The sequence below is a fragment of the Shewanella sp. 10B genome, assembly GCF_023475885.1.
Classification (GTDB): domain Bacteria; phylum Pseudomonadota; class Gammaproteobacteria; order Enterobacterales; family Shewanellaceae; genus Shewanella; species Shewanella mangrovisoli.
Window position 1 is genome coordinate 106,005 of record NZ_JAMDJO010000004.1, and the last position, 26,645, is coordinate 132,649.

The following is a 26,645-nucleotide window of genomic DNA, read 5'->3' on the forward strand; positions in this document are numbered from 1 at the left end:
CTCTGAAATCAATGACTACCGCAAAATCCACCGCACTCGCGCTCCTGTTGAATGGCACCAAGAATCGCCAGCTGCTCGCGCTTGCCCTGCCGATGATCCTCTCCAATATCACAGTTCCGCTGTTGGGATTGGTCGATACGGCCGTCATCGGGCATTTAAGTGACGCCTATTATTTAGGGGGCGTCGCACTCGGGTCAACGATTATCACATTAATCATTTGGTTATTAGGCTTTTTACGGATGGCGACCACTGGATTGGTCGCACAGGCCTATGGCGCAAACGATACAGCGCGCCAATTAAAGTTGCTGGTCCAAGGCGCCATACTGGCGACTGGGCTGGGTATCGCGGTGATCCTATTACAGATCCCGATACTGAATTTAGCGCTCGGCCTCTCTGAGGCGAGTGTGGAAGTGGAGCATTATTGCCGAGAATATTTTCAAGTCCGAGTCTGGTCGACGCCATTCGCCCTGCTCAATTTAGTGATGCTAGGCTGGCTCCTTGGCAGACAACAGCCCAAGGCGGCCATGTGGCAGCTCATCTTCGCCAACTTAGCCAATATTATCCTCGATGTGTTGTTCGTCTTAGGTTTAGGCTGGGGAGTCAAAGGAGCTGCACTTGCCTCAGTATGTGCGGATATCACCGCCTTTAGTGTTGCGTTATACATGGTATTACAACAGCTTAAGTTAATACCTCGATTCCAATTTGCCGACATTAGAGTTCACCTGAACTTGTCGGGTTACGGCCAGCTGCTTAGGCTCAATACCGATATTTTTATCCGCAGCCTATGCCTGCAAGCTGCCTTCGCCTTTATGACTTTTCACGGTGCAGGCCTTGGGGATAATACGGTCGCAGCCAATGCGGTCTTATTGAATTTACTATTATTAATCGCCTACGCCCTCGATGGCATAGCCTATTATGCCGAGGCGGAAGTGGGCAAGGCCTACGGGCAACAACGCACACAGCCACTGCGTGAAGCAGTACTCCTCGCCTGGTGTTGGTCAGCCATCACAGCCCTAGGTTTTAGCCTGATATTTTATCTTTTTGGAGACCATATCATCGGGCTGCTAACCAATATTGATGAGGTGAGAACCACAGCGCAAATTTATCTGCCTTGGCTGATATTACTGCCGCTTTGGTCTTTTAGTTCCTATCTGTTTGATGGGGTTTATATTGGCGCCGCTAAGGGCAAAGTCATGCGCAATAGCATGATTATCGCCACATTTGGCGCCTTCTTCCCGACATGGTATTTGCTGCAATCGCTGTTGCCTTCCGAACAAGCTAACCATGCACTGTGGGCGGCCATGACGGCCTTTATGCTAGCGCGCAGCCTCACCCTAGCGACACATTACCGCTTTAGCAAGGCATTTATTCTTAATTAGTTCTGTAAAGACAGTAGCTTACTTAAGGTTATCCCATTAAGATACGCAGCATTATTGTAATAAAATTGTGATGCGCTATGAAAAGGATTTTACCTTTGTTACTCCTGTGGCTAAGTCTGCCACTGCTTGCTCAAACGGTACCACAGCTTCCGGTCGAGGCTTTTGCCAGTATTCCCGATGTCAGCTCAGTCCAACTGTCGCCCGATGGCAAAAAAATTGCCTCTATCGTTCGGGTCGATCAGCCCAAACTTAAGGGCACTGTGGTCAGTATTCTCGATTTAGAAACGGGCAACAAAGACTACGCGATTCACACCGATAACCAGAAGTTTGTCCTACTGTCATTACAGTGGGCAAATGACACTACTTTGCTGATCAGCGCTAAGTTTCCGGCAAACCGCTACGGTACACCGACCACAGAAACTCGCTTGGTGAAGTACGATTTAACTACACGAAAAACCACGAGCGTACTCGCCCGTAGCGTCATCGACCGACTCAGTTGGATCCCCCAACATCAGGGACAGATTATTGATATGATGCCGGATGATCCCGATAATATCTTGCTCTCCCTCGATGGTATGGGCGAAGAAGTGGGTGAAGACAGCGTGCTGAGAGTCAATCTCTCTCAGGGAAAATCCGCATTTATTCAAAACTCTAAACGTAAAATCATCGGCTGGATTACCGACAGGCAGCACAAGGTTCGTATCTCCATCTATAACGATGACACTGAATATAGGATCTACGAGCAACCCGAACAAAAGGCAGAGCCACGCTTACTCTGGACCTTTAAAGCCTTCTCCGACGAAAGCGTCTGGCCACTGGGCTTCGATGCCGACCCCAACATCTTATTCGTACGCGCCTACCACCAAGGCTTTGAAGCTATCTTCAAGGTGAATTTAACCGATCCTAAGCTCACCAAGGAGCTGGTGTACGCCAACGAAGATACCGATGTTGAAGGCAATCTCATCTATTCAGAACTCAAGAAAAAAGTCATTGGGATCAGTGAAGGCGACGGCGAAGAATATACCTTCTGGGATCCTGAATATGCGGGTCTGCAAAATGGGTTGAAAGCGGTATTGCCCAATGCCCATAACTACATCACCCAATTTAGCGCGGATGAACGCCGCTATATCGTCTACTCCACCAGTTCGACTCAACCTGGCACCTATTACTTCGGCGATAGGGATGAAAAGGCGCTGTTTCCGATTGCCGATAGATATAGCCAGCTAAGCAGCGAGCAACTCGCCGACACTCAATATCTGAGCTACGAAGCGCGGGATAAACTCAAAATCGATGCTTACCTGACAGTGCCAAAGGGCCTCGAAGCCAAGCAACTCCCCACCATTATCTTCCCCCACGGCGGACCGATTAGTTACGACAGTAACGACTTCGATTATTGGTCGCAGTTTTTCGCCAACCGTGGTTACGCGGTATTTCGAATGAACTTTAGGGGCTCGGCGGGCTACGGCTATGAGTTTATGAAGGCTGGCCTCAAAAGCTGGGGACTCGAAATGCAAAACGATGTGGAAGATGGTACACGTTACTTAATCAATCAAGGTATTAGCGATCCACAACGTATCTGTATCGTCGGCGCGAGTTATGGTGGTTATGCCGCCTTAATGGGCGCGGCGATGACACCTGATCTGTACCGCTGCGCGGTCAGTGTGGCTGGTGTAACAGATGTGGCTTACCTAGTAAAATCCAGTCGTCGTTTTACCAATTATGAAGTCGTTAAAGAACAAATTGGCGATGATTTTAGCGCCCTCTATGAACGCTCACCCGTTAGTAAAGCCGATAAGATCACTATCCCGGTATTACTACTGCATGGCGATAAGGACCGAGTGGTTAAGGTGCAACATAGCCGCGAAATGTTCGACGAACTGAAATCACGTAAGAAAAACGTCGAATATATTGAACTCGAAAATGGCGACCATTACTTAAGTAACAATGACCATAGGCTAACTACGTTCAAGGCGCTCGATAAGTTTTTAGCCGACAATCTGAAAACCCAACTGTAGCCACAAAACGCCATAAAAAAACGCGACTCACAGGTCGCGTTTTTTTATTCAGTTCGACACCAGCTTAAGCGTAAGAATGCGCGCCGTGTTGGTGATCGGTCACATCGCTCACACCAGAGAGTTCACCTGGGAACATATCTAATAGTTGCTTCTCGATACCATCTTTTAAAGTGATATCGACCTGTGAACAACCGTTACAACCACCACCAAACTGCAGTACTGCTACGCCTTCTTGGGTGATTTCAACCAGCATGATGTTACCACCATGGCTTGCCAGTTGTGGGTTGATTTCAGATTGGATCACATACTCAACACGCTCGGCTAAAGGCGCATCTGAAGCCACTTTACGCATTTTTGCGTTAGGGGCTTTAAGGGTTAATTGCGAACCTAATTGATCGGTCACGAAGTCGATTGAGGCTTCTTCTAAGAAAGGCGCACTCTTCTCGTCAACCATAGCGCTAAAGCCATTGAATTCTAATTCAATATCATCGCTTTCAACGGCGTCAGGCGGGCAGTAAGACACGCCACACTCGGCTTGTGCGGTACCTGGACTGATCACAAATACGCGAATATGAGTGCCTTCAGGTTGATCGGCTAACAACTTTACAAAATGGGCCTGAGCCGCATCGGAAATAGTAATCATGGAAACCAGCTCCGTCAGGGGATACCTGAGTGTTTTAGTAAGAATTAGGCGTATGATACTCCTACTCACACGCGCTTTGTAGTCCCTAGGGTAGCAAGTTCTGGAATTTTGCAAAATCCATCACGCTTTCAATGCAACAACTTAACCTGTAGATCACTAACGGATAGCTAACGCGGAATGTCGTTTTCACCCGCAATATCATCCAACAACCCCGGTGCTTCGGCTCTGGCGAGACACCATATTTGCACTTGTATATATCGCGCCTCGAACAAGCGGGCAATTTCTGCCACTGTGGTCCCCGTGGTGACCACATCGTCCACCAGCGCAATCCGTTGATAGGCAAAATCGGCATTTAACTCAAAAGCATCCTGTAGATTTCGCCGGCGCTGTGCGCCATTGAGTCCGGCTTGTGGGCGGGTATCCTGCCGCCGAATTAATCCGTCACTGACCAGTGGCAACGAGAGCTGCTTCGATAATTCATGGGCAATTAACCATGCTTGATTAAATCCACGTTGGCGCAGCCGATTCGGATGTAAAGGGACTGGCACTATGGCCTGCGGTAGAGTGATTAAGTCTTGTTGTTCGAGCTGACCAATGCGCGCCACTAAGGCTTGGCACAATATGGGTAAAGCGGCGAGTTGCCCCTGATATTTAATGGCCGCTATCCAAGGGCCAAAGCCTTGATGATAACTGCAAGGTGCGATGACTTTTCGCGGTTGATGCCTTAGGCACTCACCGCAATATTCGAGTTCAAGCGGCATGGATTTTCCACAACCTAAACAAATTGGGCTGTGATATAAGCCCGTTTGCAGGCATATCTGGCAAAATCCGGCTTCCTTTGCATTGAGGGATTGGTGGCACAGTAAGCAGCGGTTAGGTAAACTGCCCGCCAAGTAACGCTGCCCCAAATGCGAAACTATGCGTAACAGCTTCGCCCCCTGTTGCGACCAAGTCCATTTGCTATCGCCCGACATACAACTTCCTATTAGAGGTATTTTAGTGAACTCTGCGACGCCAGCCCATCATCCGCAACTGCATATCGACACCCGAGGCCAAGGGCCGGATCTGGTCATGCTCCATGGTTGGGGTGTTAATAGCGCCGTCTTCACGCCGCTCCATGAGCAGCTTTCTGAGTATAGAGTCCACTATGTCGATCTGCCGGGCTTTGGCTTAAGTCAGCCAATCGCGGGTGATTTATCGACTTGGGTGGATGCGCTAATTCATGCCTTACCCGCCAATGCGATTTGGGCCGGCTGGTCACTGGGTGGATTAGTAGCCACCCAAGCTGCCATAAGCTATCCATCCCATGTCAGAGGATTAATGACTATCGCCTCCTCGCCCTGTTTTATGGCAAGGGAGGAAGAAGCATGGCCCGGTATTCCACCGCAGGTCCTCAGCATGTTTGGCGAGCAGCTTGGGCAAAATTTACCAAAGACGATTGAGCGCTTTTTAGCGATTCAGGCCATGGGCAGCGAAACGGCTAAAGACGATATTAAGCAGCTGCGGGATTTAGTTCTAGCGCGTCCGTTACCCGATGCTGCCGCCTTAACTCAAGGTTTGGATATGTTGAATCAAATCGATCTTAGGCCACATCTCTCGGCGATACAGCAACCTTGGCTGCGGATCTGGGGTCGACTCGATGGACTCGTGCCCAAACGCGTTCAACCTCAAATGCCCACCGCCAGTCACATCACTGATGTCATGCTTGCCAAGGCATCCCACGCACCGTTTGTGTCCCACAGGGAAGAATTCTTGCAGGCAATCACACCTTGGCTGGCGCAATTCAAGGACTAGTGCTTTATCTTTGTGCAATAAGTGGCTAGTATTTAACCATTAAGGCTACAAGGAATTTTTCATGCTGCTTGTCAGTAACTACCCCCAAGTTCCGATAGCGACGACTAATGTCGCGACGGACTCGGCTCGGGTCGACAATCAGCTCAAGCCCGTCGTTATTCCGCCACAGGCCGCCACTAAGGGCCATGAAGAACGTGCCTTTAATCCGCAAAATGAGCGTACTGCCGATCAAACTCAGCAACAGGCACGTTTGCTCGAGCAAAATCAGCAACAAGTTCAAGACAAGCAGAAACAGCAGCAGTCTTCACAGCAGCAGAGCCAGCAACAGCAAGAGAAACAAGCGCCCCTAGTTGCTGCCGATCGTGCGCTCCCTAAAACCCTTAAAGTGCCAGTGCGCGGCCCAGCGGCGCTGCAGCGTAAGGATATTCGGTTAAAGGTCGGCCAAAATACTCCTCGCCCCGCCAATACTACGGCGAAAACCACGACTGCGGCCGCGCGTCAGCCGATGCAAGGGGAATCCCCTCAGTTTTATCAACAAGTTGGACAGCGTATTGGGCAATATTATGCGCAGCAAACTCAGCCCGAAGCCGAACCAGCTATGTCGGCTTGGATTTAAAATCTGCTGGTTTAAGGATAAGTTTCAAAATAAAAATGCCGCTAATCAGCGGCATTTTTCATTCGGTTATTTACCCGAGCGATACAGCTCTTGCTGGTAGGCTAGGCTGCCCCACAGTGCCCAACCTAAGGCCTTTTTCTCCAGCGCCTGCGCCGCTGGGGCATAAGGCGTTAAGTGCTCGGTCTTTTCATCGTACTGGAAGCCCTGCGCTGCTTTCTCTGGCTGCAGGATAACCACATCTTTACCTTCCATCAGGGCAAAGTTTTTATCGTATTGCATTAGCGCACGACCCGGCCAATCCTCGCTGACCTGAGTTAAGTCACGACCTAACATAGGGTAAGAGTCTGAAATACCAATCAAAGATAACAGGGTTGGCGGCAAGTCGATTTGACTCACAATACGGTGATCGCGTTTTGGCGCAACATTATCCCCAATGATTAACCCCGGAATACGGAAGCGCGATACTGGCACCAAATCGGCACCACCAACGCGACTATCGTGGTCGGCCACCACGATAAAAATAGTGTCCTTCCAGTAGTCGGCATTTTTCGCCAGTTTGAAGAACTCACCAATCGCATAATCGGCATATTTCGCCGCGTTATTGCGGGTTTGCTTAGGTTGTTCATACAGCTCAATACGGCCATCGGGGAATTCGAATGGGTCGTGGTTACTCGAGCTAAACACCAAGCTAAAGAATGGTTTACCTTCACTGTGAAGACGCTCGAACTCACTATTCGCCTTACGCATTAAATCTTCGTCGGATGCGCCCCAAGAGCCAACAAAGGCCGGAGACTTATAATCCTTCTGGTCGATAATGTCGCTAAATCCATTACCGAGGAAGAAACTGCGCATGTTGTCGAAATGGCTCTCACCACCGTAGATAAATTGGGTGGTGTAACCGTGGTTTTTCAGCAATTCGGCGAGAGTGAAAAAGCCCGTCTGGCTCTTACCGAGTTTTACCACGGCGCGGGCCGGTGTTGGCGTAAAACCTGTGGTGACCGCTTCGATTCCGCGCACTGAACGTGTCCCAGTGGCGTAAAGATTATCGAAATACCAGCCTTCCTGTGAGAGCGCATCGATATTCGGCGTTAAGGGCATACCGCCTAAGCTCCCCACAAAACGGGCGCCTAAGCTTTCCTGTAACAGGATGACTAGGTTTTTCGGTTTACCGCTGTAACTGGCCTGGTTAAAGCTCAATGAAGGGATGTCACTCGAGGTAAAGGCACTCTCAGGGCGACCACTCTCTTGTCTGATGGTCTTGATGATCTCATCTCTATCTAATGAGCCATATACCTTAGAGGCGTCTTCTTCGCTGCCCATTTGCTTGATTGCAAACACTAACGAATAAGCAGAGTTAATCACGAGGGAGTTCACTAATGGATCGTCGGCAAATGCCACCATAGCTGGGTTGATTGGACGATGGCCTAAGGTTGAGCGCGCGCCCAATAGGGTCACGACGATAACCATGACAGCTAACACAGGACGCCAATACCAACGGGGGAAACGCAGATTTTTAGTTAACTTACCGCTGAGTATCCAACCGCCCCACAGCGTCGCTAGGGTAAGCAGCACAGAGAAAATCAGCTCCAGCTTGCGTCCCGCCCACAGCATCGACAGCACTTCTTTAGGGTAAATCAAATACTCCACATACAAGCGGTTCGGGCGAATGCCGTATTCCTCAATAAAGGCTGGCGTTGAAACCTCAAGGAACACAATGGCCCACAGGCCTAAGGTTAGCCATAGGCGCAGCACCCATTGCCAAATGCGGCCAAGCAGGTGTTCACCCGAAAACAACGCCGTACCTAAGGCGGCGACGCCCCATAACCAACACAGGGTTGCGATATCGACACGAATACCTTGTAGTAGCAGATGCGACCAACCGTCAACGGCGGCCACACGTTCGCCCTGCCACAGACCTAAGCCGATACGGCTTGCCGTAGCAATAGCGAGAACTAACAGACTGAAAACAAGAATGACGCGAAATGGCCCATGGGCGGACTGGCGTCCACGAGCGGATGAACCTGACTGCATGTATAACCCCAAAACATTAAACTTCCACTCAGCTTTGGAGTGTCAATTTGAAAAAAATCGGTGAAAAAGTTGTGGTATGACAACCGATTTTGCTTAACGTTGCATTAAATGCCGACTTTATATTACCTAGGACAGCATATATGCAACAATTTTGTGGCTAACAAGTAAAAAATGTCGACTCGAACACAGGTGTGTATCCGAGTCGACCTGAGTCAGATTACTTTTTCAGCTTTGCGAAAGCGTCGGCAAAGGCATTGCCCATGGCCGCATTGACAGGTGCCGCTTTTGGCGCAGGGCGCGAAGACTTATGCTGGGCATTGCCCTTATGAGCCTGTGGCTTACCTTGGGATGGGCCGCGAGTTTGAGCCTTGCTCTGATCGATAGCCTCATCCAGACGCATACTCAAACCGATACGACGACGCTCGACATCGACCTCCATCACCTTCACTTTCACTACATCACCCGCTTTGACCACAGTATGGGGATCGGTAATAAATTTGTCGGTTAATGACGAGATATGCACTAAACCATCTTGATGCACACCGATATCCACAAAGGCGCCAAAGTTAGTCACGTTGGTGACAACGCCTTCGAGGATCATCTCAGGTTTCAGATCCTTAAGCTCCTCAACCCCATCCTTAAACTTGGCGGTTTTAAACTCACCACGGGGGTCACGACCCGGTTTATCCAGCTCGCTGAGGATGTCGGTGACTGTCGGTAAACCAAACTCAGGGGTCGTAAACTCCTGCGGTTTGATATTGCGTAGCAGCTCAGAATTACCGATAAGGCTCGCCAACTCCACTTGCTTAGTCTTAGCAATGGTTTCGACCAGCACATAGGCTTCGGGGTGAACCGCCGACATATCCAATGGATTGTCGCCATCACGGATCCGTAAAAAGCCCGCTGCTTGTTCAAAGGCTTTAGGGCCTAAGCGTGGCACTTTCAGCAGTTCTTTACGGTTTTTGAAGGCGCCGTTGGCATCGCGGTAGTCGACTAGGTTTTTCGCTAAGGTTTTGTTTAACCCTGCCACCTGCGACAGCAAAGGCACTGACGCCATGTTTAAATCCACACCCACACCGTTTACGCAGTCTTCGACCACGGCTTCGAGCGAGCTAGACAGCTGGCTTTGGCTTACATCGTGCTGGTATTGACCCACACCGATAGATTTAGGCTCAATCTTCACCAGTTCCGCTAAGGGATCCTGTAGACGGCGAGCAATCGAAACCGCACCACGAATAGACACGTCAAGCTCAGGGAATTCCAGCGCGGCGAGTTCCGAGGCGGAATACACGGAAGCACCCGCTTCACTCACCATCACCTTGGTCAGTTGCGGTTGGCTATCCTTAAGGCTGGCAATCAACTCACCCGCTAACTTGTCAGTTTCGCGTGATGCAGTGCCGTTACCAATCGCGATTAATTCCACCTTATGCATTTGCGCTAAGTTGGCTAAGGTACGAATCGACTTATCCCACAAATTCTGCGGCGCATGGGGGAAGATAGTCGTGTGTGCGACCAGCTTACCCGTGTTATCCACCACGGCTACTTTAACGCCCGTGCGTAGCCCCGGGTCTAGACCCATAGTCGCCTTAGCGCCCGCTGGTGCGGCCATAAGTAAGTCGCCTAAGTTGCGGGCAAATACTTTAATGGCTTCTGCTTCGGCGCGCTCACGCATTTGCGAGATAAACTCGGTTTCCATCTGCAGGGCAATTTTAATCCGCCATGTGGCGGTCACAACGGTCTTAAGCCATTGATCAACACTGCTATCGCCGAGTTTTAGGCCTAAGTGCTCGCTAATGATCACTTCACAGTAACTGCCCTGACCCGCTTCGGCAGCAGGATCGGCATTCATGGATAGAGATAAGAAGCCCTCATTGCGGCCACGCAACATCGCCAAGGCGCGGTGTGACGGCACTTTCGCCAGAGGTTCGTTGTGCTCAAAATAGTCGCGAAACTTCGCGCCTTCCTTCTCTTTACCGGCGATAACGCGGCTCTCTAACACACTGTTTTGGCTTAAGTGTTCGCGAACTTTACGCAGTAATTCCGCATCTTCGGCGTAACGCTCCATCAGAATATAACGAGCACCTTCCAGTACGGCTTTGGTATCGTCAAAGCCCGCTTCGAGATTGAGATAACCCGCAGCTAATGCCTCGATATCGGCATTACGGTCCGCCAGTAAAGCTTCAACAAGCGGCTCGAATCCCGCTTCAATCGCAATTTGGCCCTTAGTACGGCGTTTAGGCTTGAAGGGAAGGTACAGATCTTCGAGGCGGGTCTTGCTGTCCGCACCTTCAATTTCCCTTTGCAATTCAGGCGTTAACTTACCCTGCGTTTGAATACTGGATAAAATAACCTGACGTCTGTCATTCAGCTCGCGCAAATAACCTAAACGAGTGTGCAGCGTACGTAACTGGGTGTCATCTAAGCCCCCAGTCGCTTCTTTACGGTAACGGGCAACGAAGGGAACGGTAGCACCATTGTCGAGCAAATCTATGGTGGCAGTGACTTGATGCTCCTGAACATTCAGTTCCTGAGCAATAATTTGGGCAATAGTCTGCATAAATAAAGTATCGTGCCTAACGGTTTGATTGATCCTAATTGCGCCCAAGATACCACAGGCGCAGTCGTTATTTCATATGATGCTCTCGATTTCAGCATGAAAATCGACGAGAGTTTGATCTACTAAAGGTTATTCTGGCTCGCCCTCGAGCGGCGTTTCGAATGGGGTATAGCGGATGTCGTTGATATACCATTCCTTTGGACCCGAGGGGGTTTGCACGACCACTTCATCATCGACCTGTTTGCCGATCAGTGCCCGCGCCATGGGAGAGTCTATGGTGATATAGCCCAGTTTAGTGTCGAGCTCATCCTTGCCGACAATACGATAACGCACGCGCTCGCCCGCTTCGTTTTCAAGCTCGAACCAAGCGCCAAAGTAAATTTTGCCTTCTTGCTGGGGAGAATAATCGACGATTTTAAGTTCTTCGAGGCGTTTGACTAAGTATCTGACACGGCTATCGATTTGGCGTAAAAGCCTTTTATTGTAAGTGTAATCCGCGTTTTCACTTCGGTCGCCCTGGGCGGCGGCCTCTTGCACTTTGAGCGTGATCTGCGGACGATATTCCTTCCACAGGTATTTTAATTCTTTATCTAAGGTCATCCAGCCTTGGCGGGTGATCAAATGCGCTTTCATAACTCACTATCCACGGGTTTAACCATGCCGAGTAGCCTTACTCGACACACAAACTAGACTATTGCGCCGGTTCGATATCGACACCAACCACTTGATTACGGCCATGATGCTTCGCCAGATAGAGTTGTTGATCCGCCACTTCGACGAGCGACTCCCAACTTAAATCGGCTAAGGGTTGAATCGTCGCAATACCAGCACTCACAGTGACTTCGCCAAAATCTGACCCCAAGTTCTCTATGTGTAAGGCTTGCACCGCATCCACCATCGCCTGCGCGAGGCGCATAGCGCCAGACAACTTAGCCTCAGGCAGGATACAGATAAACTCCTCGCCACCATAGCGCGCGATAAGATCGTTGGGGCGTTTTAACATGCCCTTAGCGGCATCGGCAACCAGTCGTAAACATTGGTCACCTTCTTGATGACCATAGCGGTCGTTATAACGCTTAAAAAAGTCCACATCCAGCATGATAACGGATAAGTAGGCTTGATTCCGACAGCAAAAACGCCAGATTTCGGGTAAGCGCTGCTCAAACTGACGGCGGTTAGCGACCCCAGTCAAACTGTCGAGTAAGGCGATGGAGTGCAATACATCGGATTGGCGCTTCAGCTGATATTGGTTCTTGACCCGCGCGCTGGTGATGATGGGGTTAATCGGTTTGTGAATAAAATCCACTGCGCCGAGTTGGAAACCCTTCACCTCTTCAATCTCATCAAAATGGGCGGTAATAAAGATCACCCCGATATTAGCTGTGGCGGGATCGGCCTTCAGTTGTTGGCAGACCTCGTAACCCGACATGCCCGGCATTTCGATGTCTAACAACACCAGATCGGGCTGCATCTTTTGGCATACCTGCAAAGCCTGCTCACCGCTCGTCGCCATGAACATTTCATATTCTTCATGGAAGAGTTGGTGCAAGATTTTGATATTCAAAGGCTGATCATCCACGATCAAAATCTTGCCCTTTGCGGCCTGCTGGGTCGCCATGAGTTCACTTATATACTGCACTAGGCATCCTCCAACATCATCGCCCGCAAAGTCTCCAAAGCCTGTGTAAATGCGAGTGATTGAACCAGTCCATTGAGTTCAGCCCATTGCGGGTGCTGTGATAGCGGTTTTGCGAGTTTGTCGACTAAATTCACGGCTTCTAAATTATTTTCCTGTAAGAGAGCAGCCAAGGTATCCAGCTCGGGGCGCATACTCTGCATATCCACGGCGGTACCGTTTACAGGCTCAATCGATTGAGGCTGTTTGAGCTGCCCCTTAGGTAAAAAGCCTGCAAGCTGTTCAATACTTTGGTGTATTAAGGACTCCAGTGTATCCGTCCAGCGTTTTATTTCCAGCAGCTCGAGGCCTTCTTGTTTAAATTGTTTTTCTAAAAACGCCGCATGTACGGCTAAACGCCGCGCGCCAAAGTTGCTGGCAATGCCTTTAATCGCATGACTGATCGCAGCTGTAGTGGCGTAATCAAAGGTTTTGGTCGATTGCTTGAACAAGCTTAGCTGCTTGGTCATTTCGGGGGCAAAACTGCTCGCCATTTTTTCGAAGAACACTTGGTTGCCGCCAAAACGACGCAAAATCAAACGAATATCGTCGAGCAGGGTTTCGCCCTCGAGATTGTGTTGTGAGTCGAGATGCGCAAACTCATGCTGCTCGAGGGATGTCACATCACGCCCCACTAGACGCAGAATATTCGGCAACAGCAGCTGCATATCGATAGGCTTACCGACGTGGGCATTCATCCCCGCCTCGAGGCATTCTTGCTTATCGGTTTGCGAGGCATTGGCCGTCATCGCTAGGATTGGCAACTGGGCAAATCGACCATCGGCACGGATCCGCCGCGTCGCCTCTAACCCGTCAATGTCGGGCATTTGCACATCCATAATCACGGCATCGTATAAATCACCGCTTTCGAGTACCTGTGCCACCCCTTCTACACCGCCACCAGCGAGCACAACGGTGGCGCCTTCATAGCTCAGCAACTCCTCAATCACCTCACGGTTTAATTGATTGTCCTCAACCACTAACAGAGTCAGCCCCGCTAACAGACGCTGTGAGCGCGGCTTAGGATTTGAGTCCATGGTCTTGCCTTCGATGGCATTGAGCACGGCTTCAACCAACACTTGCGAGGTGACAGGTTTAGTTAAGAAGTTGACGAAGGGAACGTTGTTAATGTGCTGACTCTCGGCAATCACTTCATGGCCGTAGGCCGTCAACATCACCACCAGCGGGGTATAACTGCCGGTTCCGGCGTTTTTCAGCATTTCCGCGGTTTGTAGGCCGTCGATATCCGGCATACGCCAATCCATTAGCACCACATCAAACTGCTGTCCGGCTGCATTGGCCTGTTTTACCTTTTCAATGGCCTGATAACCACCAGAAGCGGTTTCAACCAGACAGCCATAGTCGCTGAGGATTTTCGATAAGATCTCGGTCGTGATTTGATTATCGTCGACCACTAGAATGCGATATTGGCTCAAATCGGCGCGGGCGCGGGCTTCAACCTCCATCACTTGGAAGGTCAAATCGAACCAAAAACGACTGCCAACCCCGACTTTACTGGTGACTTGCAGTTGTCCGCCCATTAACTCGACCAGACGTTTACTGATAGCCAGCCCAAGTCCCGTGCCACCAAAACGGCGGGAGGTTGAAGATTCGGCCTGCTCAAACCCAGTGAAAATACGCTCAATTTGCTCTTCGCTAATGCCGATACCACTATCGACAATCGAAAACTGCACAGTGACGGTATCGGCCTCATGGCGAATACATTCCAGGCCGACAATCACTTGCCCGTGAGGGGTAAACTTGAGTGCGTTGCCCGCGAGGTTGATCAGAATTTGCTGCAGCCTTAATTGATCGGCCAGCAGCCAAGGAGGCAACGCCGCGTCGAGATCGAACATCACTTCCACATCGGTATTGTTGTGGCTCGCTGATAACACCACAGCCAGATCCCGCATCAGTAGCTCAATCGAGCAAGGGTGTGGATCGAGCTTTAATTTGCCCGCATCGATTTTTGAGAAGTCTAAAATGTCGTTAAGCAGCCCTAACAATGACTTAGCCGCCGTTTGCGCCTTGTTCACATAGCCCTGCTGCTGCACCGAGAGCGAGGTATATTGCATCAACTGCAACATCCCCAACACAGCATTCATGGGGGTACGAATTTCGTGGCTCATATTTGCAAGGAACGCCGACTTAGCGGCATTGGCGTTATCCGCCTCCAGCTTGGCACTCCTTAAAGTCGCCTCAATCTGCCGCTGGGCGGTGATATCGATGTTGATCCCAATCACTCGGATCACATTCCCTTGCCTGTCGCGCTCTATTTGGGCACCCGCCTGCACATAGCGCACCGCACCATCCGTGGTTAACACGCGGAAAATTGGATGATAGGGTTCATCATACTCAACCGCGCGGTTAAGCTTTTCTTCGGCCTCTTCAACGTCATCGGGATGGACTCGCATCCGCCAATGCTCATAGCTAAGACCTTGCTGTTTAAGGCTTTCAGGCTGGTCATACATGGCAAACATGCGGTCGTTCCACTGCAACGAGTTATCGAGCAGGTTCCAGGTCCAAATCCCCAGTTTAGCCACTTCCGCCGCCTTACTGAGGTGATTACTCGCCGTGAGTAAGGCTTCTTGCTGGGCGACAATTTGCGAAATATCCACGCCAATTCCAAGGTAACCGAGGATTTCACCGTCATTACCACGCATCGCGGTTACTGACAGTGAGATTGGTAACTGGCTACCATCCTTACGCACATAAGTCCAAGTACGAGTCTCGGAGCCCTCTTCCCGCGCCTTGTGGACAAACGTGTCAAAACCTTGAATTTTTTGGCCGTATTCAACAGAAAGCTCGGCGGCGCGGGCGGCAATTTCATCGGCAATATGGAAAGGTGCGGGGGTGGTTTTGCCTATGATCTCTTCGGCGGAATACCCTAACATGCGCTCGGCACCGCGGTTGAAGATAGTGATAATGCCCTGTGGATCGGCGGCAATTATGGTCATTTCGGAGGCCGCATCCAGCACACTGGTCAGCAGAGTCGCAATCCGATGTTTTTCGAGCTGGGTTAATTTACGCTCGGTAATATCAGTTTGCAGCGCGACAAAACGTTCTACTTTGCCATGCTCATCGAAGACTGGGCCAATCACAGTATCGAACCATTTCAGCTGCTGATCTTTCCCTTGGTTACAGATTTCCCCATGCCAAGATTTACCTGCCTTAATCTGTTGCCACATCCGCTGCCAAAACACGGCATCGTGCTCCCCAGAGTTCAGCACTGAGTGGGTTTGACCGATTAACTCCTCCCGCGCGTAACCACTGATCAAACAGAAGTGCTCATTCACATCTAAAATCACCCCGTCTAAGTCGGTGACCGAGTAATGTAGCTGCTGGTTGATGGTATCGAGCAGTGCCTGATTCTCGAGTAAAGCCTGCTGCAGAGCATGGGTACGCTTGGTCACCTGTCGCTCAAGGCTAGCGTTGAGGTTGAGAATATGTCGCTCGGCATCCTGCTGGGCCGTAATATCCCGAATGGTTTGACTCAAACCCACTATGTCGCCATGTTCGTCGTAAATCGGTAAGGCAGTGGTCGAGGTCGACAGGTTGCTGCCATCGGCACGTTGATGGCGCGATACTCGATTAAGTACCGTCTTGCCGGTCAACACATCGGCCATAAGAGCCTGTTCCTCCAGCACTATGCTGGGCGGAATAATCAATTCGCTACTGGGTAAGCCCAGCGCCTGCTGCTCAGTGTAACCAAAGAGTCGCTCGGCACCTTGGTTCCAACTGGTTATATTGCCAGCAAGGTCATAACTGATAATGCCGTCGAGGGAATGCTCCAACATGCTGGCGCGGCGGGCTTGCTCGGCTAGCACTTGCTGTTTACGTTGCAAGGTTAAGGACCACATGGCGATCAACGCCGCCAGCAACACACTGAACAGACTGCCACTGAGCAGCACTAAACTGGGTTTATTTAAATGCATTGATTTAACAAATGCGGGATAGGCGATCACCTCAAACTGCCAATGCCTACCAAAAATCGTCTTATTTAACTTGTAGCTGTAATCCGATAGGGGGCTTAAATCATTGGCGTTGGTTTCGAAGAAATTGATCGGCTGCTTATCGTCCGTCACGTCGCTTAACATCAGCTTAGTCATTTTCTGATTAAGCGATAATCCCGTTAAAATCTCGGTCGTCCCCAGCGGCGCATAACTCCAACCAAACCCTTGGGCCAATCGCTCTTCCGGAGTTGGAGGGACAATACCCGTTCGATAAACAGGTAATAAAATTAGGAAGGATTGCAGCGGCTTACCCGTGGCCTGTACTAAGGTAATCGGCGCGGAAATTTGCACTTCTCCCGACAGCATGGCGCGATCGGCGGCCTCTTTTCTGTGGGTCTCAGAGGCGATATCTAAACCAACCGCCGCCTTATTGCGCTCGAGCGGTTCAATATATTCAATCAGATACTTTTCCCCCTCGTTGGGGTTGAGCTGACGAACATGGTAGTCAGGCCAATCGACCGCCTTTACCCGCGCTAAAAACTGCGCTTCGTTTTCTTTGGAGACCCGCCGAATAAAGCCAAATCCGCGTGCGCCGGGAAACTCCTCATCCACATCCCGCGTCAGACTATAGTTGTAAAACATGGGGCGGCTGATATGGTCTTCACCCGCCGTGAGGATCATGCCTCGGGCGCCCCTCAAGCCATATTGGTAGAGGGCAATCCTATTGGTGACATTCTCACTAATCTGCTGCGCGCTCGCTTCGAGCGCCAAAGAAATGGTTTGCGAATTGATACGACTCACCTGCCAAGCGAGCACGGCACTAAAAAAAAGTCCCACGAGCAAGACGAAAAATCCCCACTTGGAGGCTTGCTTGTAACTCATCGACAGGGTCATATACACCTAATAATTGATAATCATAGAGTTATGATTCTGGACTAATCAAAATACTTTTGCCATAAAGCTGATAAGTTAACTCAACAAATGCATCAAAATTAGCTAATGCCAATTTAGTTACAATTTCAGTTACATACTAGATAAATGTGATGATTCCCATGCAATTTCATTTGCTTAGTATTAACATGAGTTGGCAATTAGCCGTATTCGGTCGACATTGACTCACATCATGAGCTAGTCGCTCAGATTGAATCCAGCTATATTAAGCACATTCTTGGCAGATTCGTTTTCAATTTCAGCCAGTTAATCTTTGTTGTATGACGGCATAAAGAATAAAAGCAATAATCCGAGCAATTTAAGGACATCCCATGGGACAAGAAACCTCGAAAATCCTCGTCGTCGATGATGATATGCGCCTACGAGCACTACTCGAGCGTTACCTGATGGAGCAAGGCTATCAGGTGCGCAGTGCGGCCAATGCTGAGCAGATGGACCGTTTATTGGAGCGTGAAAACTTCCACCTCATTGTGCTCGATTTGATGTTGCCCGGTGAAGATGGGCTATCCATCTGCCGTCGTCTGCGCCAACAGGGCAGTACCATTCCAATTGTGATGCTCACCGCCAAGGGCGATGAGGTCGACCGGATTATCGGTTTAGAACTCGGTGCCGACGATTATTTGCCAAAACCCTTTAACCCGAGGGAGTTATTGGCGCGGATCAAAGCGGTAATGCGCCGCCAAATTCAGGATGTCCCCGGTGCGCCCGCGCAGCAAGAGGCTGAAATCAGCTTTGGCGAGTTCTCCCTCGACTTAGCCACCCGCGAGATGTACCACGGTAATGAGGCCATCGCACTCACCAGTGGCGAGTTTGCCGTATTAAAAGTGTTAGTCACTCATCCACGCGAACCCTTGTCGCGGGATAAACTGATGAACCTCGCCCGTGGCCGTGATTATTCGGCGCTGGAGCGCTCGATTGACGTACAGGTTTCGCGCCTGCGCCGTTTAATTGAGAAGGATCCCGCTAACCCAAGGTATATCCAAACCGTGTGGGGCCTAGGTTATGTGTTTGTGCCCGATGGCGCCGCCCGTCGATGAGCCACTCTTGCCTGAAGTCGTCTGTGCGTTGGCATCAAGATGAAATCTAAGTTTTGGTGGCGCTTTCTTCCCCGCAGCGCCTTTAGCCAAACCGTTATGCTGATTGGTTGCCTACTGTTGATCAATCAGCTGGTTTCCTATGTCACTGTGGCTGTGTATGTATTAAAGCCCAGTTATCAGCAAATCAACCAGTTAATTGCCCGTCAAATCAATCTGTTATTTGTTGATGGTATCGATATTGGCCGCGAACACTTAACCATAGTCGATGCGCTCAATGCCAAAGTCCGTGACGATGGCATGAAGGTCTACAACCAACAACAGGCCCGCGAAGCAGGAATCGAGCAGGCCACCTACTACGGTTTTTGGTCATCACAGATGTCGGAATACCTAGGTGGTGAGGCAGAAGTTCGCGTCACCCACGGCACAGTATTACAAATTTGGATCCGCCCGCCGCAGGCGCCATCAGTGTGGATTAAAGTGCCACTCATCGGCCAAAACGTTTCCGATTTGTCACCACTAACACTGTACTTAATGGTGATCGGTGCACTCAGTGTCGCCGGTGGATGGTGGTTTGCCCGTCAGCAGAACAGGCCGCTTAGGCGCTTACAAAAAGCCGCAATCTCGGTCTCACGCGGTGAGTTTCCCGATCCTTTGCCGCTTAAAGGCTCGAGCGAACTGGTGGAAGTGACCAATGCCTTCAACCAAATGTCCCACAGCATGAAGCAGCTCGAACAGGACAGAGCCCTGTTGATGGCGGGGATTTCCCACGATTTACGCACGCCACTGACGAGGATTCGCCTCGCCTCCGAGATGATGGTCGAGGAAGATCAATATCTTAAAGACGGCATCGTCAACGATATCGAAGATATGGACGCCATTATCAGCCAGTTTATTGCCTACATTCGCCAAGATCAGGAGGCAAGCCGCGAGCTAGGGCAAATTAATAAACTGATCCAAGATATCGCGCAGGCCGAAGCCAACCGCGACGGTGAAATTGAAGTCGTACTAAGCGACTGCCCCGAGGCGCTGTTCCAAGGGCTGGCGATTAAGCGAGTGCTCAGTAATCTGGTCGAAAATGCCTTCCGTTATGGTTCGGGCTGGGTGCGGATAAGCTCACAATTTGATGGTAAGCGTATCGGCTTTAGCGTTGAGGATAATGGCCCAGGGATTGATGAGTCGCAAATTCCCAAACTGTTTCAGCCTTTTACCCAAGGTGATATTGCGCGCGGCAGTGTCGGTTCGGGCCTTGGGCTCGCCATCATCAAACGGATTATCGACCGTCACCAAGGCCAAGTGACCTTATCTAACCGCACTGAGGGCGGCTTAAAAGCCCAAGTCTGGCTCCCCTTGGAATAAATCCAAGATTCAGCATGACAACGCTGACATTCAACTTGTGTTGTCATATTTATGTCACGCGAAATTCATAAACTCTAGGCAGTTAACTTCCTAAAGTTTCCAATGAAGATTGCATCATGAAGATTTCAACGCTGTCACTCTCAGCTTCGGCGCTGTTGTTATTGCTTGCTGGACTATTAGCAGCCGTGGTGCTGTGGAGCAGCGATCAAAGACAACAGATTGAGCAACAAACCCAAGTACTTCAAGGCCTACAACAGGATTTTCTCGTGGGGGTACGCCGCGATCTCGATGGCTATTTAGCCAGTGGCAACGCGACCCAACTCGAAGAAGCCAAAGCCAAGCTGAGCAAGATTAAAACTGAGCTAAGCGAGCTCAACCTCGCCGCAGCGGGCAGTGCCGATGAGGAATTACAAACTGGCCTTAGCCAATTCATTCAAGACTTAGACACTAAATACCGCGCCGCAGGCAAACTCGCGGGCAATCCAAGACAACTGCTGGCCCACGCCGAATCTGAAATGCTCGACTATAACCGCAGGCTCGGCAGTTACGCTGACAAAGGTTTAGCGATTAATGCCACTGTGGCCGAACAATATCTGCAATTGAGCCGCGACTTACCGAGCATTGTTTATCAATTGTCGCAGCTTACCGATGGCTATCTCATCGATAAAAATCAGCAACTTAAAAATATTCTCGACAGCACCAGCAAGGAGCTAAACCAGTGGCGTGACCGACTGAACGCCCTGCCGTTAATCGGCGTATACGAGCAGCAGGAAGCCGATGAATTTGCCCTCGGCGCGAGTGAACCAGAACAGATTGAAGTGGGTGAAAATGATCGCAGCGAGCTGTTAAGCCTTGCCAACCGATACAATAAAGAAGTCGCCAACACCCACCAACTGCTGCAAGCCAATCAGGAAATGCAAGAGCAGTTAATTCAAGCCATTAGCAGAGTTGAACAGCAGCTTATCGCCCTCGGTGAGGCGCAAGCCGCCAAAAACCAACAGCTCAAATATGAGTTACAAGTCATTCTTTATGCGATGGTTTCGATTATGGCGCTGTTTGCTATCGGCTACTTAATCCTGCAACAGAACCGTGTGGTTAAGCCCCTTAAACGCCTCAATCAAGCCTTTATGCAATTAAGCGAGTCCAACAGTCGTGAACGCTTAGACATCAATCGCCGCTGCGAAACCGGCCAAATTGCAGGCCATTTCAATCAATTACTGCACAGATTCGAGCAAGAAGACGAACTCCAGCGCCAACAAATGACTAAGGTTTCTCAATCCTTAAGTCAGTTGGTCGCGCGCATTACTCAACTGTCGCAGCACACCGAACACACTCAGACCATAGTCGCCGACACTCAGTCGCAAACCGAGCATATCCGCAGCCTCGCCAATGAGGTCAGCCACACCTCAGCCCTTGTTGAACAAAGCGCGGCTGAAACCATGCGCCAAATGCAGTCGAGCCAGACCGAAGCCGAAGCGGTACTGAGTGCCACAGAACAAACCCAAACAGCGGTTGGCCTTTGCCATGCCTCGCTCGAAAGCCTGAATAACTCAGTGGCAGATGTTGCTAAAATCATTGATGTCATTGGCAATATTGCCGAGCAAACCAATCTGTTGGCACTTAATGCCGCCATCGAAGCCGCCCGTGCGGGCGAGCAAGGTCGCGGTTTTGCCGTGGTCGCCGATGAGGTTCGAAGCCTAAGTCAACGCACTCAGGTGTCGTTAAATGAAATCGTGAAGATCCTGCATCAACTCACCCAATCTAACCTCGCACTCGGCGAGAGTGTCGATGGCATTGCCCAAGCGACCGATAGCCAAAAACAGCGGGCACAGAGCCTATGGCATGTGGCGCAAACCGTACAAAATCAAGCGAGTGAAATGGCCAATACCGCCAAACAGGGCTCACTCAACGCCAAGGAACAGGTCGATTACCTCGATGAATTTGTCCGCAGCATGGATAACCTAAAAGACCAAGCGCAAACCAGTTCGCAGCAGAGCGAAGTGATTGCCCAAGAGGTGCAGCAAAGCGTGGAAGATATTGAGACCAGCCTAGGCATAGCCGACACCAACACAGTATCTGCCCGAGCGGCTTAAGCTTGATGCCAATAAAAATGGGAGCCTAGGCTCCCATTTTGTTTTTTAATCAGGCATTAAAGTGCCGCTAATACCACTTCGGCTTTGCTCACTTCAAATGACTTAGGTGCTTCAACATTCAGTAACGTCACCACGCCGTTATCGATGATCATCGCATAACGTTGTGAACGTACACCACCAAAGCCAGCGGTATCCATTTCGAGTCCGAGCGCTTTAGTAAAGCTGGCATCGCCATCGGCAAGCATCAGTAACTCAGACGCATTTTGCGCTTCGCCCCAGGCTTTCATTACAAAGGCATCGTTAACCGATACACAGGCAATTAAATCCACGCCTTTAGCTTTAAACTGATCGGCCAGCACCACATAACCTGGCAAATGCGCTTCAGAACAGGTTGGTGTGAAAGCACCAGGCACTGCAAATAATACGACTTTTTTACCCGCGAACAGCTCGGTAACTTGATGATTTACCATGCCATCTTTAGTCAGTTGGCTTAGCGTCGCCGCTGGTAATGTTTGACCTTGAGCAATCATGTCTCTCTTCCTTTAGTTAACGTAACTTGCCCATACTAGCCCGAATCCGAAATGATAAACACAGAGAGAAAAAGGGGATTTGTAGCAGAGGGAGCAAAGTGCCGATAAATCGCATGGTTACTTTTGTTACCCGCATTGCAAAATAGAAAAGCAGCGTATCGATATACGCTGCTTTTTAGTGTGAGACATGCTGTTTACTCTAGGTAGGCGTGATGACTCTGTATAACCCTGTTGGGCTTACGTTAGAGTTTATTTCAAAGTATTAAGCCATTTTTCTCGATTGCGTAGTGCAGCGAACAATCCTAGGCCAAGCAAGGCAAAGATTGACAATGCGCCGCCGCTTTCTTCCACCACAATCACTTCGTCAACACGGTCACGGTCGCTACTTTCCAGCGGCAAGGCATATAAGCCATCGGTGTCATCGGCGCTAATAGTGGCGACAATATCGCTATAACCCACTTCATAAACATCGATTAATACATCGTAGTGATCCGTTGGATAGCCAGTGTAGAGAGTCGTCAGCACTTCGTAATCGTCCTGCGTCGAGTCACCGTAAATGGTAAACACGTCCGTGGTGTAGTAATGCACCCAAGGGCCACCGTTACGGCTGAGGTACAACTCGGCAAACAGGTCGGCGCGTTCATTAAGATATGAGCCAAACACATCCACATCGAAGGTCACGCTGAAGGTTTGATAAAACCCATCGTAATCAAAGTCTTCAAACAAACGGCTGCTGGCATCAAAAATCGCAAAGCTGTGATACACGGGCGCACGGTAGGGGTCTTCACTGGCCGCACTCGAACTTGGGATAGGCTGACTCGTGTGCTTAGCAATTACCTGTTCGCGAGTCATCGGAGTCGCGCCCATCAATTGCACGCGATGAGCACTCGGGCTTTTCGACGATAACGACGGCGCTAAGGATTTGACCGCAGCCGCAGCGGCCTCCCCTACTGTTTGAGCGGGTGCAGCCTGTTGCAATAGGCTTAAGGCCCGTTGCTCTTGCGCGGCGGCTTGCTCGGTATCGGCTTTTTTCGCTATCCCGATACTGGCCGCACTAAAAGGCGCTAGGTTTGGCTCGTCAGAGGATTCGGCATTTACCGCGAATGATGTCATTAATGCGCCTGCCAATGCCATCGCCTTAACGAAAGCGGTGTTTGTGGTGGTAGCCATACCTTGTTTATTGAGTGCGTTCATCTTGAATACCCCATTGGATAATCCGTTCAAATTGGTGACATTAGAGGGCACTCAAGGTGAACATAAGCTGAACATTAAAATCTGCCGTTTTTCCAAGCAAAAATGCCGTTCAGCCTCAATTCATCTGTTTTGGTTAACACTGTTAATATGTCACACGAACACTGGATATGACTCGTGGGCGCTAAATAGGTTCAGGCGGTAATTTACAAATCGATTTCACCTGAATCACAGTGAATTTTAAAGGAATTGTGTTTACCAATTGGCTGATCTCTATGTGTTTGTTATGGTGATGAGGTATTCTTAGTCGACTCGATAAGCTATCCATCTAGCTATTCACTTAAGATCGCCGAACATGCGCGGGTAACAGATATGAAACTTGGTTTGACACTGACCCTAGTCGCTTGCTTATGCACCTCCTTTGGCAGCATGGCGGGCAATGATAAACACGATGATCGTAATCAATCGCGCGGCCAAGGCGTGAAGAATGAACAGCGCCGCCTAGTGGTGAATAGCCCAGATCAAGCCGTGGCCATGGCGCAGCGTCAATATCGAGGAAAAGTGCTCAGCGTGCAGTCGAGTGGTTCGGGCTACCGAGTCAAAATCCTCAATAATGATGGCCAAGTTTTCTCGGTTTCGGTGGATGCCGCCACAGGGCGTGTGTCGAGGAATTAATATGCGACTCTTACTCGTTGAAGACGATTTAGCACTTCAAGCCAACTTAAAACAGCATTTGCTCGATGCTCACTACAGCATAGATGTCGCCAGCGACGGTGAAGAAGGCTTATTCCAAGCCATTGAATATAATTATGATGCGGCGATTATCGATGTCGGTTTACCTAAACTCGACGGCATTAGCCTGATTCGCCGCGTGCGCCAAAAGGAGCGTGCGTTCCCCATCTTGATCTTAACCGCGCGCGACAGCTGGCAGGATAAAGTCGAGGGCCTCGATGCGGGTGCCGATGATTATCTTACTAAGCCCTTTCATCCCGAAGAATTAGTGGCTCGACTCAAAGCCTTGATCCGCCGCTCGGCCGGTAAGGCGAGTCCTGTGATCACTAACGGCCCCTTTAGTTTAAATACCAGTAGTTTAGAGGTGCGCAAAGGGGATGAACTCGTCACCCTAAGCGGCTCTGAATACAAGCTATTCGAAATCTTTATGCTGCATCAGGGCGAGGTGAAATCGAAAACTGCGCTCACCGAACATATCTACGATCAGGATTTTGACCTCGACTCCAATGTTATCGAAGTCTTTATCCGCCGTTTACGCAAAAAGCTCGACCCAGATAACCAATACAATCTGATCGAAACCCTGCGCGGCCAAGGCTATCGTTTAAGAGTCATCTCCCCAGATGAGTAAACGTGCGCTTGCATGGCAGTTATTAAACTCCCTCAAAACTCGGCTCGTCCTTAGCGCGCTGCTGTTTATTTTGGTGTTGCTGCCGCTGATTGGGGTCGCCCTCAATGATGCCTTTACCGAGCAAGTAAAAAGCGCCGCCAAAAACGAGCTGAGCGCCTATGTGTATTCGGTATTAGCGGTGACAGAGGTCGAAAACAAACGGATTTTTATCCCCGAATTAGTGCTCGAAAACCGCTTTAACCTGATCCAATCGGGCCTCTATGCCATTGCCACCACAGAGAATGCCGAGCATCAGCAGAGCATAGTCTGGCATTCTCAATCCTTTATGGGCATCACGCCGCCCGAGCATTTTACGATTCCTCCCACGGGCAAGAGCGCGTTTGAGCAAATCGACCTCGATGGTGCACCGCACCTTATCTACAGCTTTAGCGTGAGCTTTGCCAGCCTGAACGAAAACGTGCCAGTGACTATCCATATCATTAAGGATGAGTTGGAGTTTCAACAGCAAATCGCCCAGTTTAATCAACAACTTTGGACTTGGTTGCTGATCTTAATCTTAGTCATGCTGGTGTTTCAGTTGAGTTGGTTGATTTGGACCATTAGGCCACTGGCACGCTTTACCCAAGAGCTGCACGATGTCGAACAGGGTAAATCGACCCAGCTCAGTAGCCAGTATCCCAGCGAGTTGCAGGAAGTCGCGCGGCAATTGAATATCCTGCTCAATACCGAGCAGACCCAGCGTAAACGCTATCGCAATGCTCTTGCGGATTTGGCCCATAGCCTAAAAACACCACTGGCTGTGATTAAGAGCCAAGCGGATTTAAGCGAGGCGTCGAGCGAGCAAGTGTCGAATATCAGTCGCATCATCAGCCATCAGCTTAAACGCGCCCAAACGGCAGCATCGGCATCATGGCACTTAGGGATTAAGGTGGATGAGGTCGGTGCCAAATTGCTGCGCACCTTAGCCAAGATTTATCGAGAACCACAGATAGATCTCAGTGGTGAAATGGCCCCACAGGCGGTATTTAAGGGCGATGAAGCCGATCTCACCGAAATTTTAGGCAACTTGCTCGATAATGCCTGTAAGGCTGCCAAGTCACAGGTCAAATTAACCGTCACAGGTAATGCCTATCAGCTACAGCTCTGTATTGAGGACGATGGTCCTGGGATCAGCGAAGCCCTGCAAACTCAAATATTTGAGCGTGGGATCCGCGCCGATTCTTACCGCCAAGGCAACGGCATTGGTCTAGCGATTGTCCGCGATTTAGTGGATAGCTATAACGGCCGAATTTCCGTATCCCGTTCAGAAAACTTAGGCGGCGCCAAGTTTACCGTTAACTTCACTCACTCGGCTTAATCTTTAATTTTTCATAAAGATAGTTAATTTTTAAGCTGAGAATGGCGCTGCAATACTCTTTTTACCCTACAAAATACTTTCAGCTTATGTTCATATTCACGCGCCTA

The 26,645-nt window shown here is 50.0% G+C and carries 19 protein-coding genes; 10 read left to right on the forward strand and 9 right to left on the reverse strand.

Going from position 1 to position 26,645, the window contains the following annotated elements; translation table 11 throughout:
• Positions 1-11: 11 nt before the first annotated feature.
• Positions 12-1,379: an MATE family efflux transporter gene (locus M0415_RS15615; RefSeq protein ID WP_249556484.1), complete on the forward strand. Its 1,368-nt coding sequence runs from the start codon at positions 12-14 to the stop codon at positions 1,377-1,379.
• 77 nt (positions 1,380-1,456) lie between these two features.
• Positions 1,457-3,394: an alpha/beta hydrolase family protein gene (locus M0415_RS15620; RefSeq protein ID WP_249556485.1), complete on the forward strand. Its 1,938-nt coding sequence runs from the start codon at positions 1,457-1,459 to the stop codon at positions 3,392-3,394.
• A gap of 64 nt (positions 3,395-3,458) precedes the next feature.
• On the opposite strand, the gene nfuA is transcribed toward M0415_RS15620, so the two are convergent.
• Both nfuA and M0415_RS15630 read right to left on the reverse strand, forming a co-directional pair.
• A complete protein-coding gene (nfuA, locus tag M0415_RS15625) occupies positions 3,459-4,037 on the reverse strand; it encodes a Fe-S biogenesis protein NfuA (RefSeq protein WP_011624525.1) in 579 nt (192 codons plus the stop codon).
• A gap of 167 nt (positions 4,038-4,204) precedes the next feature.
• Positions 4,205-5,011, reverse strand: coding sequence for a ComFC family protein (locus M0415_RS15630; RefSeq protein WP_011624526.1), 807 nt, complete (start codon positions 5,009-5,011; stop codon positions 4,205-4,207).
• A gap of 25 nt (positions 5,012-5,036) precedes the next feature.
• On the opposite strand from M0415_RS15630, the gene bioH reads away from it, so the two are divergent.
• On the forward strand, positions 5,037-5,831 hold the full coding sequence (gene bioH / locus M0415_RS15635) for a pimeloyl-ACP methyl ester esterase BioH (protein ID WP_249556486.1): 795 nt from the start codon (positions 5,037-5,039) through the stop codon (positions 5,829-5,831).
• Positions 5,832-5,892: 61 nt separating this feature from the next.
• Entirely contained in the window at positions 5,893-6,447 is a 555-nt protein-coding gene (locus M0415_RS15640) for a hypothetical protein (protein ID WP_249556487.1), read from the forward strand.
• Positions 6,448-6,513: 66 nt separating this feature from the next.
• Here the strand turns inward: M0415_RS15640 and M0415_RS15645 are convergent, their stop codons facing one another.
• The 5 genes from M0415_RS15645 to M0415_RS15665 form a co-directional block, all read right to left on the reverse strand.
• Positions 6,514-8,478 (reverse strand): LTA synthase family protein, encoded by a 1,965-nt coding sequence (locus tag M0415_RS15645; protein ID WP_249556488.1) that lies wholly within the window; start codon positions 8,476-8,478, stop codon positions 6,514-6,516.
• 217 nt (positions 8,479-8,695) lie between these two features.
• Positions 8,696-11,035 carry a Tex family protein gene (locus M0415_RS15650; protein ID WP_249556489.1) on the reverse strand — a complete coding sequence of 780 codons (2,340 nt, stop codon included), beginning with the start codon at positions 11,033-11,035 and terminating at the stop codon, positions 8,696-8,698.
• Positions 11,036-11,164: 129 nt separating this feature from the next.
• Positions 11,165-11,668 carry a transcription elongation factor GreB gene (gene greB, locus M0415_RS15655; RefSeq protein WP_011624531.1) on the reverse strand — a complete coding sequence of 168 codons (504 nt, stop codon included), beginning with the start codon at positions 11,666-11,668 and terminating at the stop codon, positions 11,165-11,167.
• Between the two features lie 58 nt (positions 11,669-11,726).
• Positions 11,727-12,653 carry a diguanylate cyclase gene (locus M0415_RS15660; RefSeq protein WP_249556637.1) on the reverse strand — a complete coding sequence of 309 codons (927 nt, stop codon included), beginning with the start codon at positions 12,651-12,653 and terminating at the stop codon, positions 11,727-11,729.
• A 20-nt stretch (positions 12,654-12,673) separates the two neighbouring features.
• The gene (locus M0415_RS15665) at positions 12,674-17,557 is read right to left on the reverse strand and encodes a PAS domain S-box protein (RefSeq protein ID WP_349627961.1); all 4,884 of its coding nucleotides are present in this window, start codon (positions 17,555-17,557) and stop codon (positions 12,674-12,676) included.
• 368 nt (positions 17,558-17,925) lie between these two features.
• On the opposite strand from M0415_RS15665, the gene ompR reads away from it, so the two are divergent.
• The 3 genes from ompR (at position 17,926) to M0415_RS15680 (ending at position 22,100) form a co-directional block, all read left to right on the forward strand.
• Positions 17,926-18,651: an osmolarity response regulator transcription factor OmpR gene (ompR, locus tag M0415_RS15670; RefSeq protein ID WP_011718733.1), complete on the forward strand. Its 726-nt coding sequence runs from the start codon at positions 17,926-17,928 to the stop codon at positions 18,649-18,651.
• A gap of 39 nt (positions 18,652-18,690) precedes the next feature.
• A complete protein-coding gene (gene envZ / locus M0415_RS15675) occupies positions 18,691-20,007 on the forward strand; it encodes a two-component system sensor histidine kinase EnvZ (protein WP_086902460.1) in 1,317 nt (438 codons plus the stop codon).
• 116 nt (positions 20,008-20,123) lie between these two features.
• Positions 20,124-22,100 carry a methyl-accepting chemotaxis protein gene (locus M0415_RS15680; RefSeq protein WP_109286712.1) on the forward strand — a complete coding sequence of 659 codons (1,977 nt, stop codon included), beginning with the start codon at positions 20,124-20,126 and terminating at the stop codon, positions 22,098-22,100.
• Positions 22,101-22,156: 56 nt separating this feature from the next.
• On the opposite strand, the gene M0415_RS15685 is transcribed toward M0415_RS15680, so the two are convergent.
• Entirely contained in the window at positions 22,157-22,630 is a 474-nt protein-coding gene (locus M0415_RS15685; RefSeq protein ID WP_011624535.1) for a peroxiredoxin, read from the reverse strand.
• 249 nt (positions 22,631-22,879) lie between these two features.
• Positions 22,880-23,824 carry a choice-of-anchor H family protein gene (locus M0415_RS15690; RefSeq protein ID WP_249556491.1) on the reverse strand — a complete coding sequence of 315 codons (945 nt, stop codon included), beginning with the start codon at positions 23,822-23,824 and terminating at the stop codon, positions 22,880-22,882.
• Between the two features lie 369 nt (positions 23,825-24,193).
• Between M0415_RS15690 and M0415_RS15695 the strand changes: the two genes are divergently transcribed.
• The 3 genes from M0415_RS15695 to M0415_RS15705 are packed head-to-tail and all read left to right on the forward strand — an operon-like array spanning position 24,194 to position 26,538.
• Entirely contained in the window at positions 24,194-24,496 is a 303-nt protein-coding gene (locus M0415_RS15695; RefSeq protein ID WP_011624537.1) for a PepSY domain-containing protein, read from the forward strand.
• 1 nt (position 24,497) lies between these two features.
• Positions 24,498-25,181 carry a response regulator transcription factor gene (locus tag M0415_RS15700; protein ID WP_220054229.1) on the forward strand — a complete coding sequence of 228 codons (684 nt, stop codon included), beginning with the start codon at positions 24,498-24,500 and terminating at the stop codon, positions 25,179-25,181.
• A complete protein-coding gene (locus M0415_RS15705) occupies positions 25,174-26,538 on the forward strand; it encodes an ATP-binding protein (protein WP_249556492.1) in 1,365 nt (454 codons plus the stop codon). Before M0415_RS15700 ends, M0415_RS15705 begins: the two co-directional genes overlap by 8 nt.
• Positions 26,539-26,645 lie beyond the last annotated feature (107 nt).

Coding starts and splice junctions, on each gene's coding strand:
- M0415_RS15615 (WP_249556484.1), top strand. CDS start 12: ATGACTACCGCAAAATCCACCGCACTCGCGCTCCTGTTGAATGGCACC.
- M0415_RS15620 (WP_249556485.1), top strand. CDS start 1,457: ATGAAAAGGATTTTACCTTTGTTACTCCTGTGGCTAAGTCTGCCACTG.
- nfuA (WP_011624525.1), bottom strand. CDS start 4,037: ATGATTACTATTTCCGATGCGGCTCAGGCCCATTTTGTAAAGTTGTTA.
- M0415_RS15630 (WP_011624526.1), bottom strand. CDS start 5,011: ATGTCGGGCGATAGCAAATGGACTTGGTCGCAACAGGGGGCGAAGCTG.
- M0415_RS15640 (WP_249556487.1), top strand. CDS start 5,893: ATGCTGCTTGTCAGTAACTACCCCCAAGTTCCGATAGCGACGACTAAT.
- M0415_RS15645 (WP_249556488.1), bottom strand. CDS start 8,478: ATGCAGTCAGGTTCATCCGCTCGTGGACGCCAGTCCGCCCATGGGCCA.
- M0415_RS15650 (WP_249556489.1), bottom strand. CDS start 11,035: ATGCAGACTATTGCCCAAATTATTGCTCAGGAACTGAATGTTCAGGAG.
- greB (WP_011624531.1), bottom strand. CDS start 11,668: ATGAAAGCGCATTTGATCACCCGCCAAGGCTGGATGACCTTAGATAAA.
- M0415_RS15660 (WP_249556637.1), bottom strand. CDS start 12,653: ATGGCGACCCAGCAGGCCGCAAAGGGCAAGATTTTGATCGTGGATGAT.
- M0415_RS15665 (WP_349627961.1), bottom strand. CDS start 17,557: ATGACCCTGTCGATGAGTTACAAGCAAGCCTCCAAGTGGGGATTTTTC.
- ompR (WP_011718733.1), top strand. CDS start 17,926: ATGGGACAAGAAACCTCGAAAATCCTCGTCGTCGATGATGATATGCGC.
- envZ (WP_086902460.1), top strand. CDS start 18,691: ATGAAATCTAAGTTTTGGTGGCGCTTTCTTCCCCGCAGCGCCTTTAGC.
- M0415_RS15680 (WP_109286712.1), top strand. CDS start 20,124: ATGAAGATTTCAACGCTGTCACTCTCAGCTTCGGCGCTGTTGTTATTG.
- M0415_RS15685 (WP_011624535.1), bottom strand. CDS start 22,630: ATGATTGCTCAAGGTCAAACATTACCAGCGGCGACGCTAAGCCAACTG.
- M0415_RS15690 (WP_249556491.1), bottom strand. CDS start 23,824: ATGAACGCACTCAATAAACAAGGTATGGCTACCACCACAAACACCGCT.
- M0415_RS15695 (WP_011624537.1), top strand. CDS start 24,194: ATGAAACTTGGTTTGACACTGACCCTAGTCGCTTGCTTATGCACCTCC.
- M0415_RS15700 (WP_220054229.1), top strand. CDS start 24,498: ATGCGACTCTTACTCGTTGAAGACGATTTAGCACTTCAAGCCAACTTA.
- M0415_RS15705 (WP_249556492.1), top strand. CDS start 25,174: ATGAGTAAACGTGCGCTTGCATGGCAGTTATTAAACTCCCTCAAAACT.